Source organism: Ruegeria jejuensis (assembly GCF_041537905.1).
Lineage (GTDB): Bacteria > Pseudomonadota > Alphaproteobacteria > Rhodobacterales > Rhodobacteraceae > Ruegeria_C.
In genome coordinates this window covers 19,287-35,992 of the sequence record NZ_JBGRUO010000021.1, presented here as the reverse complement: position 1 = coordinate 35,992, position 16,706 = coordinate 19,287, and the positions used below count along the sequence as shown (strand labels likewise).

At 62.1% G+C, this 16,706-nt stretch carries 14 protein-coding genes; 7 read left to right on the top strand and 7 right to left on the bottom strand.

The annotated features are described in order from the left end of the window. Positions 1–31 precede the first annotated feature (31 nt). The 3 genes from AB1E34_RS20100 to AB1E34_RS20090 all read left to right on the top strand — a co-directional run bounded on the left by AB1E34_RS20100 (position 32) and on the right by AB1E34_RS20090 (position 3,449). A complete protein-coding gene (locus AB1E34_RS20100) occupies positions 32–610 on the top strand; it encodes a DUF1285 domain-containing protein (protein WP_372574104.1) in 579 nt (192 codons plus the stop codon). Between the two features lie 77 nt (positions 611–687). Further along, positions 688–2,142, top strand: coding sequence for a xylulokinase (gene xylB, locus AB1E34_RS20095; RefSeq protein ID WP_372574103.1), 1,455 nt, complete (start codon positions 688–690; stop codon positions 2,140–2,142). Beyond that, positions 2,139–3,449 (top strand): cytochrome-c peroxidase, encoded by a 1,311-nt coding sequence (locus AB1E34_RS20090; RefSeq protein WP_372574102.1) that lies wholly within the window; start codon positions 2,139–2,141, stop codon positions 3,447–3,449. The genes xylB and AB1E34_RS20090 overlap by 4 nt, the downstream gene beginning before the upstream one ends. On the opposite strand, the gene AB1E34_RS20085 is transcribed toward AB1E34_RS20090, so the two are convergent. Beyond that, positions 3,446–4,969 (bottom strand): CRTAC1 family protein, encoded by a 1,524-nt coding sequence (locus tag AB1E34_RS20085; RefSeq protein ID WP_372574101.1) that lies wholly within the window; start codon positions 4,967–4,969, stop codon positions 3,446–3,448. The two genes, AB1E34_RS20090 and AB1E34_RS20085, sit on opposite strands and share 4 nt — an antisense overlap. Beyond that, positions 4,956–6,179 carry an ROK family transcriptional regulator gene (locus AB1E34_RS20080; RefSeq protein ID WP_372574100.1) on the bottom strand — a complete coding sequence of 408 codons (1,224 nt, stop codon included), beginning with the start codon at positions 6,177–6,179 and terminating at the stop codon, positions 4,956–4,958. The genes AB1E34_RS20085 and AB1E34_RS20080 overlap by 14 nt, the downstream gene beginning before the upstream one ends. A 170-nt stretch (positions 6,180–6,349) precedes the next feature. Between AB1E34_RS20080 and xylF the strand changes: the two genes are divergently transcribed. The 4 genes from xylF to xylA all read left to right on the top strand — a co-directional run bounded on the left by xylF (position 6,350) and on the right by xylA (position 10,869). Further along, complete coding sequence (xylF, locus tag AB1E34_RS20075) at positions 6,350–7,366, top strand: D-xylose ABC transporter substrate-binding protein (protein ID WP_372574099.1); 1,017 nt, start codon at positions 6,350–6,352, stop codon at positions 7,364–7,366. An 83-nt stretch (positions 7,367–7,449) separates the two neighbouring features. Further along, on the top strand, positions 7,450–8,748 hold the full coding sequence (locus AB1E34_RS20070) for a sugar ABC transporter permease (RefSeq protein ID WP_372574098.1): 1,299 nt from the start codon (positions 7,450–7,452) through the stop codon (positions 8,746–8,748). Beyond that, positions 8,748–9,527, top strand: coding sequence for an ATP-binding cassette domain-containing protein (locus AB1E34_RS20065; RefSeq protein ID WP_249706584.1), 780 nt, complete (start codon positions 8,748–8,750; stop codon positions 9,525–9,527). The genes AB1E34_RS20070 and AB1E34_RS20065 overlap by 1 nt, the downstream gene beginning before the upstream one ends. A gap of 34 nt (positions 9,528–9,561) precedes the next feature. Continuing rightward, positions 9,562–10,869, top strand: a complete 1,308-nt coding sequence (xylA, locus tag AB1E34_RS20060) for a xylose isomerase (RefSeq protein WP_372574097.1) — start codon at positions 9,562–9,564, stop codon at positions 10,867–10,869. 4 nt (positions 10,870–10,873) lie between these two features. On the opposite strand, the gene AB1E34_RS20055 is transcribed toward xylA, so the two are convergent. The 5 genes from AB1E34_RS20055 to AB1E34_RS20035 are packed head-to-tail and all read right to left on the bottom strand — an operon-like array spanning position 10,874 to position 16,373. Then, positions 10,874–11,872 carry an ABC transporter ATP-binding protein gene (locus AB1E34_RS20055; protein ID WP_372574096.1) on the bottom strand — a complete coding sequence of 333 codons (999 nt, stop codon included), beginning with the start codon at positions 11,870–11,872 and terminating at the stop codon, positions 10,874–10,876. After that, on the bottom strand, positions 11,869–12,843 hold the full coding sequence (locus AB1E34_RS20050) for an ABC transporter ATP-binding protein (RefSeq protein WP_372574095.1): 975 nt from the start codon (positions 12,841–12,843) through the stop codon (positions 11,869–11,871). The genes AB1E34_RS20055 and AB1E34_RS20050 overlap by 4 nt, the downstream gene beginning before the upstream one ends. Then, complete coding sequence (locus AB1E34_RS20045; RefSeq protein WP_372574094.1) at positions 12,840–13,757, bottom strand: ABC transporter permease; 918 nt, start codon at positions 13,755–13,757, stop codon at positions 12,840–12,842. The genes AB1E34_RS20050 and AB1E34_RS20045 overlap by 4 nt, the downstream gene beginning before the upstream one ends. Continuing rightward, on the bottom strand, positions 13,754–14,731 hold the full coding sequence (locus AB1E34_RS20040) for an ABC transporter permease (protein ID WP_372574093.1): 978 nt from the start codon (positions 14,729–14,731) through the stop codon (positions 13,754–13,756). The genes AB1E34_RS20045 and AB1E34_RS20040 overlap by 4 nt, the downstream gene beginning before the upstream one ends. Before the next feature lie 58 nt (positions 14,732–14,789). Continuing rightward, positions 14,790–16,373 carry an ABC transporter substrate-binding protein gene (locus AB1E34_RS20035; RefSeq protein ID WP_372574092.1) on the bottom strand — a complete coding sequence of 528 codons (1,584 nt, stop codon included), beginning with the start codon at positions 16,371–16,373 and terminating at the stop codon, positions 14,790–14,792. Between the last annotated feature and the right edge of the window lie 333 nt (positions 16,374–16,706).

Sequence of the window (16,706 nt, the reverse complement as noted above, 5' to 3'; positions counted from 1 at the left end):
TGTATCTCTCTCACCGGAAATGGCAAAAACAATGAGCGAACAAAAGAGCGTTACACCCTCGGCAGATGGCATTGCGGCGTCGGTTCGGGCCGCTGGCAAGCGCGGATTGCCGCCGGTGCATCTGTGGAATCCCCCCTTTTGCGGCGATCTGGACATGCGGATCGCGCGGGACGGGACGTGGTTTTATCTTGGCTCGCCCATCGGCAGACCGGAACTGGTGCGGCTGTTTTCGTCGGTGATCAAGAAGGAGGATGGCAAGTACTTCCTCGTCACGCCGGTGGAAAAGGTCGGTATCACCGTGGATGACGCGCCTTTTGTCGCCGTGGATTTCGAGGCGACGGGCAGTGGCACGGATCAGGTGCTGGAATTTGTGACCAAGACCGAGGACAGCGCTACCGCTGGCCCGGATCATCCGATTCGCTTTGTCCGGGATGCACAGACCGGCGAGCCATCGCCCTATATTCATATCCGCGCCGATCTTGAGGCGCTGATCGACCGCAAGAGCTTTTATCGGCTGGTCGAACTTGGCAGCCACTCCGATGGCTGGTTCGGCGTCTGGTCGTCGGGTCAGTTTTTCCCGATCATCCCCTCGAACGAGTTGGATGTCTGACCGCCAGGCGCGGGATTTGTTGACAGGCGCGGCTTTCTCGATTTATTTTTGCCGTAAAAATAAAATGGGAGAAAGCCGTGTATCTGGGACTTGATCTGGGCACGTCCGGGCTGCGCGGGCTGTTGATTGATGGCGATGGCCGTGTTGTCGGCTCGGCCGAGGCGTCCTATTCCAACCCGCATCCGGCACCGGGCTGGTCCGAGCAGGACCCGGCGGACTGGATCAAGGCCTGTCGGGCCGTCATGGCAGAACTGTCTGCGGCCTATCCACGGGAAATCAGCGCCTTACGCGGTATCGGGTTGAGCGGCCATATGCATGGCGCGACGCTGCTCGGGGCAGATGACACCGTGCTGCGGCCCTGCATCCTGTGGAATGACACACGATCCGCCGAACAGGCGCAGTGGCTGGATGCGCAGCCGGGCATCCGCGAAAGCTCGGGCAACATCGTGTTTCCGGGCTTCACCGCGCCCAAGCTGCTCTGGGTCGCAGAGCACGAGCCGGAGGTTTTCGCGAAACTCGCCAAAGTGTTGCTGCCGAAGGATTATCTACGTCTGTGGCTGACGGGGGCGCATATCAGCGATATGTCCGACAGTGCCGGAACCACCTGGCTGGATGTCGGCGCGCGCGACTGGTCTGCGCAGGCGTTGGAGACCAGCCATATGCGGCGCGAACAAATGCCTGAACTGGTCGAGGGCAGTGCTGCGGGCGGTCAATTGCGCGCGGCACTCTGTACCGAATGGGGCATCACCGGGCCGGTCGTGGTAGCGGGCGGTGGCGGTGACAACGCGGCGGCGGCCTGCGGGTCGGGCTGTTTTGGTGAAGGCACCGGCTTTGTTTCCCTTGGGACCTCGGGGGTTCTGCTGGCGGCGCGCGACAGTTTTGCGCCCGCGCCGGAAACGGCGGTGCATTCCTTCTGCCACGCTGTTCCGGGGCGCTGGTACCAGATGGGCGTGATCCTTGCGGCCACCGATTGCCTGAACTGGCTGTCGCGCAGCGTCGGGCAAAGCCCTGAGCAACTGTCTGCGGCCCTGCCTCGTCAGGTCTCCGGGCCCGGCGCGCTGACCTTCCTGCCCTATCTGTCGGGCGAGCGGACGCCGCATAACGATGCCGCCATTCGCGGGGCCTTTGTCGGGCTCGATATCGGGATGGAGACCGACGCCCTGACCCGCGCGGTTATGGAAGGCGTCGCCTTCGCCCTGCGCGACAGTCTTGAGGCGTTGCGCAAGACCGGCGCCAATCTGGAAACGGTGCTTGCGGTGGGCGGCGGCACGCGGTCGCGATTCTGGCTGGAAACGCTGGCCTCGACGCTGGGTCTGTCGCTGGCACTGCCTGCGGGTGGCGAATTCGGGGCGGCTTTGGGTGCGGCCCGTCTGGCGATCTGTGCTGAGACCGGCGCGGACCCGGCGCAAGTCATGACCGCGCCTGAGATTTCGGAAACCATCGCGCCGCGTAGCGATCTGACGGCGCGCTATGACGAGGCCTACCAGACCTATCGCGCGCTATACCCCGCCCTGCGCCAGGCCGGGGCATGAGCAGGCTGGCGCAAAGCCTGACCGCCGCCATTTGTTTGGCTGGCGCCGGTCTCGCACGCGCCGATCTGCCCGATCTGGGGCCGCCACCGGTCTTCACCGACCCGGATATCGAGCGGGCTGCGCTGGGGCAGTTGCTGTTTTACGACCCGATCCTGTCCGGCAATCGCAATATCTCATGCGCCACCTGCCATCATCCCCGGTTCAGCACGTCGGACGGGGTGTCGCTGTCGCTGGGCGAAGGGGGCATCGGTTTGGGGCCCGAGCGGTCCCCCGACCCCGCAAACCTGCCCGAGCAGCGATTGCCGCGCAATGCGCCGGCGCTCTGGAACCTTGGCGCGCAGGAATTCACGGTCATGTTTCATGACGGCCGGTTGGAGGCTGATGAGACGGAACCAAACGGCATTCGAACGCCCCTTGGCAGTGACATGACCACCGGCTTTGACTCGGTTCTGTCGGCGCAGAGCATGTTTCCGGTTCTGTCGGGTGATGAAATGGCCGGGCATTACTCGGAAAACGAGATCAGCCGATCGGTGCGGCTGGGGATGCTCAGTCAGGAGGGCGGGGCCTGGGACCAGCTTGCCGCCCGCGTTCAGGCCATTCCCGCCTACGCTGAGCGGCTAGAGGAAGTGCGGCGCGCGGATGAAAGCGACGGGTTCCCCCTGATCTCGAACCTGATCGCAGACTTCATCCGCTTTGAATGGCGCGCCGATAACAGCCCCTTTGACCGCGCCTTGCGCGGGGAGGCGGCGCTGGACCCCGCGGCACAGCGGGGTATGGACCTGTTTTATGGCGAGGCGGGGTGTTCCTCGTGCCATTCCGGCTGGTTCCAGACGGATCATGCCTTTCACGCCATTGCCCTGCCGCAGATCGGCCCCGGCAAGGCGGCCCGCTTTGAAAATCATGCGCGGGATGAGGGCCGGATGCGGGTCACCGGTGACCCCGAGGATGCTTATGCCTTCCGCACGCCCTCGCTGCGCAATGTCACGCTGACCGCGCCTTACGGGCATAACGGGGCCTATCCTGATCTGGACTCGGTGATCCGGCACCATCTGGATCCGCTGGCGGAATTGCAGCGCTATGACCCGGCGCAGGCGCGTCTGCCCACCCTGACCGGAGCCGAGGACACAGTGGCACTGAACGACCCGGATGAGACAGCGCGCATTGCTGCGGCAAATGATCTTGCGCCGGTGTCTCTCAGCGACGCCGAGATCGCGGACCTGATCGCGTTTCTGGGGGCGCTGACGCATGACGCAAAGCGGCTGGGCGTGCCAGAGACCGTGCCCAGTGGATTGCCGGTGGACCGCTAAGGTCGCAGTGCAATCCGGGTGTTGGCCACAACATTTTGCCAGACAGAAGGTGAGCCACCTGGCCAGATCACCCGGATATCGGCTGACTTTTCTGCGCCCAAACCAAAATGCAGTGGCTCGGTGCTGCCGCCTGCATGGCCGCCGCCAACGGTGATCTCCCGCGTCTGCAAACCTTGCGCGCTGCGCACCTCAACAAACGCCCCCAGCGCCTGATGGTTCGGCGCGAGGCCTGTGACATCCACCAGCAACCAGTTGCCCTGCGCTCCGGTATTTTCATAGAGTTCCATCGGTGCCCGCCGGTTCACCACCGCCAGATCGAGCGCGCCGTCGAGATTCAGGTCAACCAGCGCCGCCCCGCGCGACCGCGCCATCGAGGCGACCCCGGCCTCTTCGGCCCTCTCATCAAACCGCCCGTCACGTCCCTGCATCAGCAGCGTGTTGGGGTCCTTCATGGCGGCATCCGGCATCTGTTCCACATTGCCTTTGGCCACGAAGATGTCGTCGCGCCCATCGCTGTTCACATCACCAAATGCCGCATGCCATCCGGTCGAAGGCCGACCATCGCCGCCCGTATGCGGACGATGCGCCGTGGTGCCCCGGTCATAGGTGGCGTCGCGCCAGACCGGCCCGCCCGGCGCGGGATCAAAGCTCTGGAATTTCTGGTCGCCCATCGAGGTCAGATAGACCTCTGGAAAGCCATCACCGGTCAGATCGCGCGAGGCGATGCCCATGCCCCAAAGCCTGTAGGGCAACCAGCCTTCTGCTTCGGAATAGAGGCGCGGGGCCTCTTCCATCGCCCACATCTGTTCCTGCCCGCCACGCACGTAATAGTGCCGGTCATTGCTGATCCGCAGGTCGGCGCGGCCCGTGCGGCCCCAGTCGGAAAACAGCATCGACAGCGCGCAGAACCCCGGCTCCAGCCGTTCCGGCGGGCCATAACGGTTGCCTTCGGGACGGTAGAGCAGGGTGGCATCGCAGGCCTCGAACGGGCCATCGGGATTGGAGCGGTCCACATAGGTGCCAAAGGCCAGCGTCGGCAGGCTTTGGCCAGCCTCCCAGGCGGCGGAAAACGCGGTGGTCCAGTGATCGCCCGAGGTGAAACCCAACCCCTCAAAAGGCGTGAATGTGCAATCGCCCTGACCGCGCAGCAACAGATCCGGTCCGACCCGCAAAATGGCGAGGTCCAGCAGCCCGTCGCCGTCGATATCAACCGGATAGGCCCCGGTTACGCCAGTCAAGGACAGGCCGTCCGGCGTGTTTTCCTCAAAGCGCAGGGGCGCTCCCGGGCCATTGGTCCGGTTGCGCATGAGTTGGGCAGGGTTCGTGCCACCGGCGGCATACAGCTCTGGCAGATCATCGCCATCGCAGTCGAACGCAGCAACGCCACCGCCCACGAAATGCTCCCAACCGCCATCATAGACATGATCGGGAATCGGGCGCGGTTCAAATACCGGAGCGCCCGGGTCGGCATGGCCGGGCAATGCCAGCACCAAAAGCGGCAGCGCCTTAAGTCGTTGCATTGATAACCTCTCGGGCGGCGCGGGCCGAGACCTGCTCAATCCCATAAGCGGCGGCCCCCTTGGCCCACATCAGATCGCCCCAGTGATGCACCTTGATCTCTGGCAGCGGCGCGTCGATCTCAACGACCGAGCGTTTAACGCTGTCCAGAACGCGCTCCTCGTAGAGGTGGTCAAAGGCGATCTGCGCGCCCGACAGCACGATCAGTTGCGGGTCGAAGATGTTGATCAGGTTCGACAGGCCCATGGCAAACATCTGGCCCGCCCGATCCAGAACCGATTGCGCCAGCCGGTCGCCCTCGCGTGCGGCGGCCAGAACATCACCCACGTCGTTCGGTCGCTCGCCCATGGTCTGAATGTTGGCCTCGCGCAGCAGTGCATAATCGCCGACATAAGCCTCAAGACAGCCACGCTGGCCGCATTGGCAGAGCGCGCCGCCATTCTGCACTTTGGTATGTCCGAATTCGGCCCCGCAACCGCGCGCGCCGCGATAGAGCTTGCCATCCAGAACAATCCCCATCCCCACACCATGCTCGATCGTCACCACGAGGAAGTCGCGATAGCCCTGACCGTCACCGAAGAGCTGCTCGGCAATCGCCACCAGATTGGCGTCATTGTCGATGAAAACGGGACTGGAGAGCTTGCGCGCGAGGATATCGCCGAATTGCACATTGCGTTCGGTCAGGGACGACGACCAATGCACGAAGCCTTTGGGGGCGTCGATCTGGCCGGGCAGACCGATGGCGATGCCGGAAAGCGAGCGCTTTTCAATCCCGGCCTTGGCGCAAGTGGCCGCAATGGCTGCCTTGATCTCGTCAGCCAGTTCGTCGCCCGACATGCGGGCGTTGCGCAGATCATGCTCGTGCAAGGCAATCTCGGTGCCGCTGAAGTCCACCAGCAGCACCGTAATGCTTTTTTGCGAGACTTTCAGGCCTGCGATTCTATGCGCCTCGCCCCTCAGTTTGAGCAACACACGGGGCCGGCCGCGCTTGGCCTTGGTGCCGCCTGCGCCAGCTTCCTGGCTGATTTCCTCGATCAGCCCTTCCTCCAGCATGTCAGCGGTGATCGCGGTCACGGTCGCCGGGCTGAGGCCCGTTGCGGATGCAATATCAATGCGCGCGATTCGATTCGCGGCGCGAATTTCTTCGAGGATTCTCAACCGGCTGACCTCTCGCTGGTCAGCTGCCGCAGGGGTGGGTCTGGGCGCGTTCATGGCGTTCAATCCTCTTTTGGCTTGTGTCGCGTTATATTGCGGAACAAGCTGGGTCAGGTTCTTTTGTGTAAGCTGATCATATTTATTTTGACAGAAAAAATAAATATGCTAAAACAGATCATGCTGAGGCCAAACCATCAGCACGCAATTTCTCAGGGAGGAGGAACACCATGAAAAAACTCGGACTCACTGCTGTTGCCACAATGCTGATGAGCACAGCGGCATTTGCACAGACCGTCGGCGTAAGCTGGTCGAATTTTCAGGAAGAGCGCTGGAAGACGGATGAAGCTGCGATTGTCGCGGCGCTTGACGCGGCTGGTGCCGAATATGTGTCGGCGGATGCGCAATCATCGTCCAGCAAGCAATTGTCGGATGTTGAAAGCCTGATCGCCCAGGGCGTGGACGCGCTGATCATTCTGGCGCAGGACACGCAGGCCATCGGCCCCGCAGTTCAGGCCGCCGCCGACGAGGGCATTCCGGTCATCGCCTATGACCGCCTGATCGAAGACCCGCGCGCCTTTTACCTGACCTTCGACAATGTCGAAGTGGGTCGGATGCAGGCCCGCGCGGTGCTCGAAGCGCAGCCCGAAGGCAACTACGTGATGATCAAGGGCTCGCCCACCGATCCGAACGCGGATTTCCTGCGTGGCGGACAGCAGGAAATCCTGCAAGAGGCGATCGATAGCGGCAAGATCACCATCGTGGGCGAGGCCTATACCGATGGCTGGCTGCCTGCGAACGCGCAGCGCAACATGGAACAGATTCTGACGGCCAACGACAACAATGTCGATGCTGTTGTCGCCTCGAATGACGGCACAGCCGGTGGCGCCGTTGCGGCTCTGACGGCTCAGGGCATGGAAGGCACACCGGTTTCGGGGCAGGATGGCGACCATGCCGCACTGAACCGTGTGGCCAATGGCACCCAGACCGTATCGGTCTGGAAAGACGCGCGCGAATTGGGCAAGGCAGCAGGCGAAGTTGCCGTTGCGATGGCCGGTGGCGCGTCGGGCGCGGATGTCGAAGGGGCAGGTGAATGGACCTCGCCGGGCGGCACCACAATGTCGGCCAAGTTCCTGGCCCCGGTTCCGGTCACCAAGGACAACCTGACCGCTGTGGTCGATGCTGGCTGGATTACCCAGGAAGCGCTCTGCCAAGGTGTGACCGGCGGCCCGGCCCCGTGCAACTAGGGCTCCTGTAAACAGAACGATCGGGTGCTGCGCCACGGTGCGGCACCCCACTCCCCATCACCGCTGAAACGAAGAGGTCTGACATGACAGACACAACGTCTCAGCCAATCCCCGAACGGCAAAAAGGCAACCTGTTCCAGCAACTGGAACTGGACCTGCGGCTATTGGGCATGATTGGCGCTTTCGTCATCCTGTGTATCGGTTTCAACATCCTGACGGATGGTCGGTTTCTGACACCGCGTAACATTTTCAACCTCACGATCCAGACCGTCTCGGTCGCGATCATGGCGTGTGGCATGGTCTTCGTGATCGTGAACAGGCATATCGACCTGTCGGTGGGCGCACTGCTGGCCACGACCTCGGCGATCATGGCGGTGACGCAGACGCAGATTCTGCCGCATACGCTGGGTATGGGGCTGGGCAATCCGGCAATCTGGCTGATCACCTTGCTGGTCGGGTTGACCGCAGGCACGCTGATCGGCGCTTTTCAGGGCTGGATGGTGGGCTATCTGAGTATCCCGGCCTTCATCGTGACCTTGGGCGGCTTCCTGGTCTGGCGCAACGTGGCCTGGTATCTGACCGATGGGCAAACGATAGGCCCGCTCGACAGCACCTTCCTGGTCTTTGGCGGCACCAACGGCACGTTGGGCGAAACGACAAGCTGGCTGTTGGCTGCATTGGCAGCGGCGCTGGCGATCTGGGGCCTTTGGGGCGCGCGCCGTGCCAAGGCAGGACATGGTTTCCCGGTCAAACCGGCCTGGGCCGAAGCAACGCTGTGCGCCATTACCGCCGGGGCCATCTTTGGTTTCATCTGGATCCTGAATTCCTATCACATCCCCAAACGCCGTCTGGAACGGATGTTTGAGGCGCGGGGTGAGACCATGCCCGAAGGGCTGGAAGTGGGTTATGGCCTGCCGGTCTCGGTCCTGATCCTGATCACGGTTGCGGTTGTGATGACGATCATTGCACGCCGGACCCGCTTTGGCCGCTATATCTTCGCCACCGGAGGTAACCCGGACGCGGCAGAACTGTCGGGCATCAACACGCGGCGTCTGACGGTCAAGATTTTTGCGCTGATGGGCTTCCTTTGTGCGCTCTCGGCGGTGATTGCCTCGGCGCGTCTGTCCAATCACTCCAACGATATCGGCACGCTGGACGAGCTGCGCGTGATCGCAGCCGCGGTAATCGGCGGCACCGCACTGTCGGGCGGCTTCGGCACCATCTATGGCGCGATTCTTGGCGCCCTGATCATGCAGGCGCTGCAATCGGGCATGGCCATGGTTGGCGTCGATGCGCCATTCCAGAACATAGTGGTTGGCACGGTGCTGGTTCTGGCGGTGCTGATCGACATCATCTACCGCAAAAGAGTGGGGGCCAAGTGATGACACGCAATCCAAAACGCGCCGCGGGCGAAACGCCGCTTGTCGAAATGGACGATGTCTCGATCTCTTTCGGGGGCATCAAGGCGGTCGATCATGTCAGCGTCGATCTTTATCCGGGCGAAGTTGTCGGTCTGCTGGGCCATAACGGCGCCGGGAAATCGACCCTGATCAAGATGCTCTCAGGCGCCTATCAGAAGGAAACAGGCGAGATCCGGGTGAACGGCCAGACGGTCGACATCCAGAACCCCCGCGATGCCCGTGCGCTGAACATCGAGACGATCTATCAGACGCTGGCGCTGGCGGACAATCTGGACGCGGCCTCGAACCTGTTTCTGGGGCGCGAGCTGGTGACGCCACTTGGTCTGGTGGACGATTCGGCGATGGAGGCCGAATGCCGCAAGATCATGGGTCGGCTCAATCCGAACTTCCAGAAGTTCAACGAGCCGGTCTCGGCCCTGTCAGGTGGCCAGCGTCAGTCGGTTGCCATTGCACGTGCGGTCTATTTCAACGCCAAGGTCCTGATCATGGACGAGCCCACGGCAGCGCTTGGCCCGCATGAGACCCAGATGGTCGCGGAGCTGATCCAGCAGCTGAAGGCGGACGGGATCGGCATCTTCCTGATCGACCATGATGTGCATGCGGTGATGGAGTTGTGCGACCGGGCCAGCGTCATGAAGAATGGCGAATTGGTCGGCACGGTCGAGATCGACGATGTCACCGATGACGATCTGCTGTCGATGATCATCCTTGGTAAGAAACCGGGGGAAGAGGCGGCTTGAGCCTCTTCCCATACTAACAAAAAGGAACCACGGGATGAGTACCGGATTCTTCGACGGCATCGAAAAGGTCAGCTATGACGGCGAGGGCAGCACCAATCCGCTGGCCTTCCGCTACTACAACCCCGACGAGATCGTCATGGGCAAGCGGATGGAAGATCAGCTGCGCTTTGCCGTTGCCTATTGGCACAGTTTCGCGTGGGAGGGTGGCGATCCTTTCGGCGGCCAGACCTTCATCCGGCCCTGGCATCCGCAGGACGATTTGGGGCGGGCGAAGCTGAAGGCGGATGTGGCCTTCGAGATGTTCGATCTTCTGGGCGCGCCGTATTTCTGCTGGCATGATGCCGATATCCGGCCCGAGCAGGGTAATTTCGCCGACAACCTCGTCACTCTGGACGAGATCACCGACTATATCGGCGCAAAGATGGAGGGCAGCAAAACCGGCCTGCTCTGGGGCACCGCCAACATGTTCAGTCACCGTCGCTGGATGTCGGGAGCCTCGACCAACCCGGACCCGGAGGTTTTTGCCTTTGCCGCGGCCACGGTCAAAAGCTGCATGGATGCCACCAAAAAGCTGGGCGGGCAGAACTACGTACTCTGGGGCGGGCGCGAGGGGTATGAGACCCTGCTCAATACCGACCTGAGCCAGGAACTGGACCATATGGGCCGCTTCCTCAACATGGTGGTCGATTACAAGCACAAGATCGGGTTCAAGGGCGCGATTCTGGTCGAGCCGAAGCCGCAAGAGCCGTCAAAGCATCAATATGACTACGACGCGGCCACCTGCATCGGCTTCCTGCGCAAATACGGGCTGGAGGATGAGGTGAAACTGAACCTCGAACAGGGTCACGCGATCCTTGCCGGTCACAGTTTCGAACATGAGATCGCGGTTGCGGCGGCCGAAGGGATGCTGGGCTCCATCGACATGAACCGTAACGACTACCAGTCCGGCTGGGACACCGATCAGTTCCCCAACAACACGCCCGAAGTGGCGCTGGCCTATTACCACATCCTGAAGGCAGGTGGCTTTGACACGGGCGGTACCAATTTCGATGCCAAGCTGCGCCGCCAGTCGCTGGACCCGCAGGACCTGATCGCGGCCCATGTCGGCGGCATGGATATCTGCGCGCGCGGTTTGAAAGCTGCCGCTGCAATGGTCGAAGATGGCGGGTTGGAACAGGCGTTGGCCGAGCGCTATGCGGGATGGTCAGAGCCGGGGGCGCAGGCCATGCTGGACAGCGATCTGGGCAGTATTACCGAAAGAGTGCTGGCCGAAGGGATCAACCCCGCACCCCGCTCTGGCCGGCAGGAGATACTGGAAAACTACGTCAACCGCTTCGTCTGAGGCCTCAGGTCTCGGTCCAGTGGTGACAGGCCACCGCGCGGGTGGGCGAGATGGTTTCCAGCATCGGGCGTGCCGCGCGACAATCGGTGCGGACCAGCGGACAGCGCGGATTGAAATGGCATCCGGGCGGCGGGTCGAGGGGCGAGGGGATCTCGCCTTCGATCGGTGCGAAATCGCGCTTGCGCTGATCCAGACGCGGGGCCTCGGCCAGCAGAGCCTTGGTGTAGGGGTGTTTGGGATCGGCGAACAGCTCTTCGGTGGGCGCGCTTTCGACGATGCGGCCCAGATACATGATCGCGACCCGGTCGGCGATATGCTCGACCACGCTCAGATCGTGGCTGATGAACAGATAGGTCAGGCCCAGTTCTTGGCGCAGGTCCATGAACAAGTTGATGACTTGCGCCTGGATCGAGACATCAAGCGCGGCGATGGCCTCGTCACAGACCAGAAATTTCGGTTTCACTGCCAGTGCACGGGCAATGCCGATCCGTTGCCGTTGCCCACCCGAAAACTGATGCGGGTAACGGCGTTTGAGCGACGGATCCAGCCCGACCTTGCTCATGACCTCATCCACGTAACTCGACGCGCCCGACGCCGAGACCAATCCATGCACCCGGGGTGCCTCACCGATGATGTCCTCGACCCGCATCCTGGGGTTCAGGCTGGCGAAAGGGTCTTGAAAGATCATCTGGATCGCCAGCGTGGCGGCACGCTTCTCGGCCCCTGTCAGCGTGGCGATATCCTTGCCATCATAAAGCACCTGACCATCGCTCGCCCCATGTATCCCGGCCACCACACGGCCCAACGTGGACTTGCCACAGCCCGATTCCCCCACCAGCCCCAGCACCTCGCCCGGCGCGATGGAGAGATCGACGGCATCGACCGCATGTACGGTCTCTTCCCTGATTTTCGAGCCGAGGCGCTGGGCGATCTTACCCGCCACGTCCAGCCGTTTGGTGAACCGTTTCGACACACCCCGGATTTCAAGCAGCGGCGCGGTCACGATGCGACCCCCGCGATCTGCGGGTGATGACAGCGCAACTGCCGTCCGTCGATATCGGTGATCGGCGGCGCGGTATCACATGCCGGCGTCGCGGCGCGGCAGCGGGGGGCAAAGGCGCAGCCTGTTGGCATCGCCAGCATGTTTGGCGTCATCCCTTCGATCTGATACAGCCGCTGGCCGCGTTTGTTGGCCGAGGGCACCGAGCCCAGCAGGCCGACCGTATAAGGGTGCAGCGGTCGATCGATCACGTCATCGGTTGCGCCCTGTTCGACGATCCGCCCGGCATACATGACCGATATATGGTCGGCGAGCCCCGCAACCACGGCCAGATCATGGGTGATCCAGATCATCGCGGTGCCGGTCTGGCGGGTCAGCTTCTGCGCCTCGTGAATAATCTGGGCCTGAATGGTGACATCCAGCGCGGTGGTCGGCTCATCGGCGATGATCAGGTCGGGACGGTTGAGAAAGGCGGTGGCAATGGCCACCCGCTGCCGCATCCCACCCGACAATTGATGCGGATAGGCGCGCAGCCGTTCCTCGGGTGAGGGGATGCCAACAAGGCCAAGCGCATCGCGGCTGCGCTCCCAGGCGGTCTGGCGGGGGATGTCCTCATGCGCGAGGATCGCCTCGATCATCTGGGTGTCGATGCGCAGCACCGGATTCAGCGTCATCATCGGGTCCTGAAAGATCATCGCGATCCGGTTGCCGCGCAGTTTCTGCAACTCCGGCTCTGGCGCATTGGCGATCTCGGCCCCGTTGAAGCGGATCGAGCCTTCGACAATGCGCCCCGGTGGATCAATCAGGCCAAGGATCGAAAACCCGGTGATCGACTTGCCCGACCCGGATTCGCCCACCAGACCCATCACTTCGCCCTTGCGCACGGTGAAATCGATCCCATCGACGGCCTTCACCACTCCGGCATGGGTAAAGAAATGGGTGCGCAGCGCGCTGACCTGCAGCACGTCGCTCATTTCTTCAGCCTCGGGTTCAGCACATCACGCAGCTGGTCGCCAACAAGGTTGATCGATACCACCGTGAACAGCAGCGCCAGACCGGGAAAGACCGAAATCCAGTAGCGCCCTGACAGCATGTATTCGAACCCGTTGGCGATCAGCACACCCAGTGACGGTTCGGTCTGGGGCAGGCCAACACCCAAGAAGGACAGCGTCGCCTCAAGCGAGATGGCATGTGCGGTCTGTACGGTGCCCACCACGATCAGCGGTGCAAGGCAATTGGGCAGGATATGGCGAAACACGACGCGCAGGCGCGACAGGCCAAGACATTGCGCGGCCTCGACATATTCCTTGTTGCGCTCGACCAGAGCGGTGCCGCGCACGGTACGGGCATAATAGGCCCATTGCGCCACCACCAGCGCCAGGATGATCTTGTCGATCCCCTTGCCCAGGATGGCCACCAGCATCAGCGCGACAAGCGCCGCCGGAAAGGACAGTTGAAGATCGACCACCCGCATGATGATGTTTTCTGTGCGCCCGCCTGCGTAAGCCGCCAACAACCCGATCGCCATGCCGATCGCCAGCGCGATGATGCCCGAGGCGACACCGACCGACAGCGAGATGCGCAGCCCGTAAAGGATCGCGGAATAGAGATCGCGCCCCGATCCGTCCGAGCCCAGCCACATTGTGTATCCGGCAAACGCCTCAGACCCGGGCGGCAGCCGCCCGTCCAGCACATCGACCTGCGCCAGATCATAGGGGTTCTGTGGCGTGATCCAGGGGGCCAGAACGGCCAGCAAGATGATCAGCCCCAGCAGACAAAGCGCCACAGTCGCGATGCGGCTTTCAAAAAACTCAGAGGCGAAGCGGCGAAAGGGGGTTTCGACCTTTGCGACCGGGGTCGCGGTCTCGGGCGCGATCATGTCACTCATGCGCCCTGATCCCGCAGGCGCACCCTCGGGTCGAGGATGGAATAGAGGATGTCCACGATCAGGTTGATGAGGACAAAGAACAGCACGATGATCATCAGATAGGCCACCACAACAGGCCGGTCGAGTTGCAGGATCGCGTCGATCAGCAGCTTGCCCATCCCCGGCCAGGCAAAGATCGACTCGGTCACCACGGAAAAGCCAATCAGGCTGCCGAACTCCAGCCCCATCACCGTGACCACCGGGATCATGATGTTCTTGAGCACGTGTACGAAGACGATGCGCCGGGTCGAGAGCCCCTTGGCGCGGGCGTATTTCACGTAATCCTGCCCCATCGCCTCGCGCACACCGGCGCGGGTCAGCCGGATCGCCAGCGAGATTTTCAAGAGCGCCAGGTTCATCGCGGGCAGCAGCACGTGCGACAGCCCGTCCCGCGTCGCGAGGCTGGTTTCGATGCCAAGGATATGCCCGGTATCACCGCGCCCGGTCGAGGGCAGCCAGCCCAGTTCGACCGCAAACAGCATGATCAGCATCAACCCGACCCAGAAGGTGGGCAGAGAAAAGCCCAGGATCGACCCTGCCATGATGCCCTTGGACAGAGGGCTGTCGGGATAGAGCCCGGCATAAAGGCCCAGTGGCACACCCACCGCCACCGCCAGAAACAGCGCGCTGAAGGCAAGCTCCAACGTCGCGGGCATATGATGCAGGATCAGTTTCAACGCCGGTTCCCCGAAGATGAAGGAATTGCCCAGATTGCCCTGCGCAGCGCCGCTGACGAACAGCAGATATTGCTCCCAGATGGGTCGATCCAGGCCAAGGCGGCGGATGGTCGCCTCGATATCGGCCTGATCGGCGTCGGGGCTGACCAGCATATGCACCGGATCGCCAATGACATTGACGCCGAAGAACACGATCACCGACATCAGGAACACCACAAGAAGGGCCTGCATCAGCCGCCTTATGATGAAAACTGTCATGAGAGCCCGCCTTGCCGGTCAAAGGGTCGGGCCACGCCTTGTGGCCCGACGCAATCGCTTACTGTTTCACCACGCCGGTGGCGAAGGTGTATTCATCGGTGCGAGGGATGTATTCCAGCCCCTTCTTGGCCGCCCAGGTGTTGACCTGGAAATGGGTCGGAATGATCGCGGCATTCTCGATCGCCATCTCGGTGGCCTTGGCCAGCAGTTCCTGCCGCTTGGCATCGTCCACCGTGCGCAGTGCCTCTTCGATCATGGCGTCGATCTCTGCGTTGGAATGGCGGCCACGATTGGATGAACCGAACCCTCTGTCCTTGTCATAGGTATGGATCAGCGATTTCAGCGGCGATGACGCCTCGCCCGAGCCTGCACCCCAGCCAACCAGGATGAAGCTGAATTCCGGCAGGCCTTCGGGGCTGCCTTTCGAGGCGCGCCCGAAATAGACCGAACGGGGCATGGTCTCGACCGAGGTCTTGATCCCTACCCGCGTCAGCATCTGGCCGATGGCTTCGGCGATCTTGGCGTCGTTGATATAGCGATCGTTGGGGCCATGAATGGTCAGCTGGAAGCCGTCCGGATAGCCTGCCTCGGCCAGCAGTGCCTTGGCGCCTTCGGGGTCATAGGCCACCGGTTCAAGATTTTCGGACACGCCGAAGAAGCCGTCTGGCAGCAATTGCCCGGCGGGCAGCGCGACCCCTTCCATCACCCGATCCACGATGGCATCGCGATTAATCGCCTTGGAGATGGCGGTGCGCACCTTCGGGTCCATCAGCGGGTTCTTGATCTCGCCCCCGTCAGTGCCTTTCACGAAAGGCGAATTCTCGCGGAACTGATCCAGATGCAGATAGATCACTCGGTTCGACACGCCCTGGCTGAGCTGGATGTCCTCATTGGCCTCAAGCGTGGCGATGTCGGTGGTCGGAACACCCGCAATCATGTCAACATCGCCCGCCAGCAGGGCTGCAACCCGGCTGGGGCCGGATTTGATCGGGCGGAATTCCACTTCGGTCCAGGCTGGCGCATCGCCCCAATAGTCATCATTGCGCATCATGGTGATGCTCTCGCCGGGCTTGTAGTCCCCAAATTTGAACGGACCGGTGCCCACGGCTGCGGTGCCTGCGTTAAAATCCTCCGTGCTGGCGTTGCACCCGGCGCCGTCTGAAATGATCGGGATCGTCGAGATATCATTGGCCATCAGCGGGTAGGGCTCGGCCGTCTTGATATGGACGGTATAGTCGTCGATCTTTTCGGCGGTTTTGCCCTTGAGGTAGGCGCCGAAGCTGGAGGGTGAGTTCGGCACATCCGGCGCGCGGGTGATGGTGCAGAGCACGTCATCGGCGTTGAACGGGCTGCCATCATGGAATGTCACGCCCTCGCGCAGCTTGAATTCCCATGTCAGGTCGTCGATCGGCTCCCACGATACCGCCAGGCCGGGTGTCAGAGCCTGTTTCTCATCCTGCGCGACGAGCCGGTCGAAGATGTGAAAGGCGATGGCGTTGTTGGGTCCGAGATTGTGGAAATGCGGGTCCATCGCGGTCGGCTCAGAGGCCAGTCCGATGGTCAGTTTCTCCGCAGATACAGATGTCGCGGCAAGCACAAGCATGCTTGTCGCCACGGCAATGGCCGTTGTGACTTTTGTCATGAATCAGTCTCCCTGTGCGGGCGGTATGTTTTGCGCCGAGAACTGGCGCGATCTCCGCTTCACTGGAGGGATGCTACCCAAGTGGCGTTTCATTGCAATGATTAAGCCTGATTGTGCGTCCCCAGCGACGGGCATCTCCCACCTGCAAAAAGGACATAGTGGCGCGAGTCATCTGAAAACGGGATCGGCAGTGCAATTGGCGCTGGGAGTTTGTCGTCGGAGCTTTTTTGGGGGAGGGTGTTCCTCGGCGCCGCGTTCAGGGTGGGGGCTGTTACACGCTGCGCCGAGGGAAGCTTTATGCAGCTACAGGAATTGTATCGCCTGTGTTTGCGG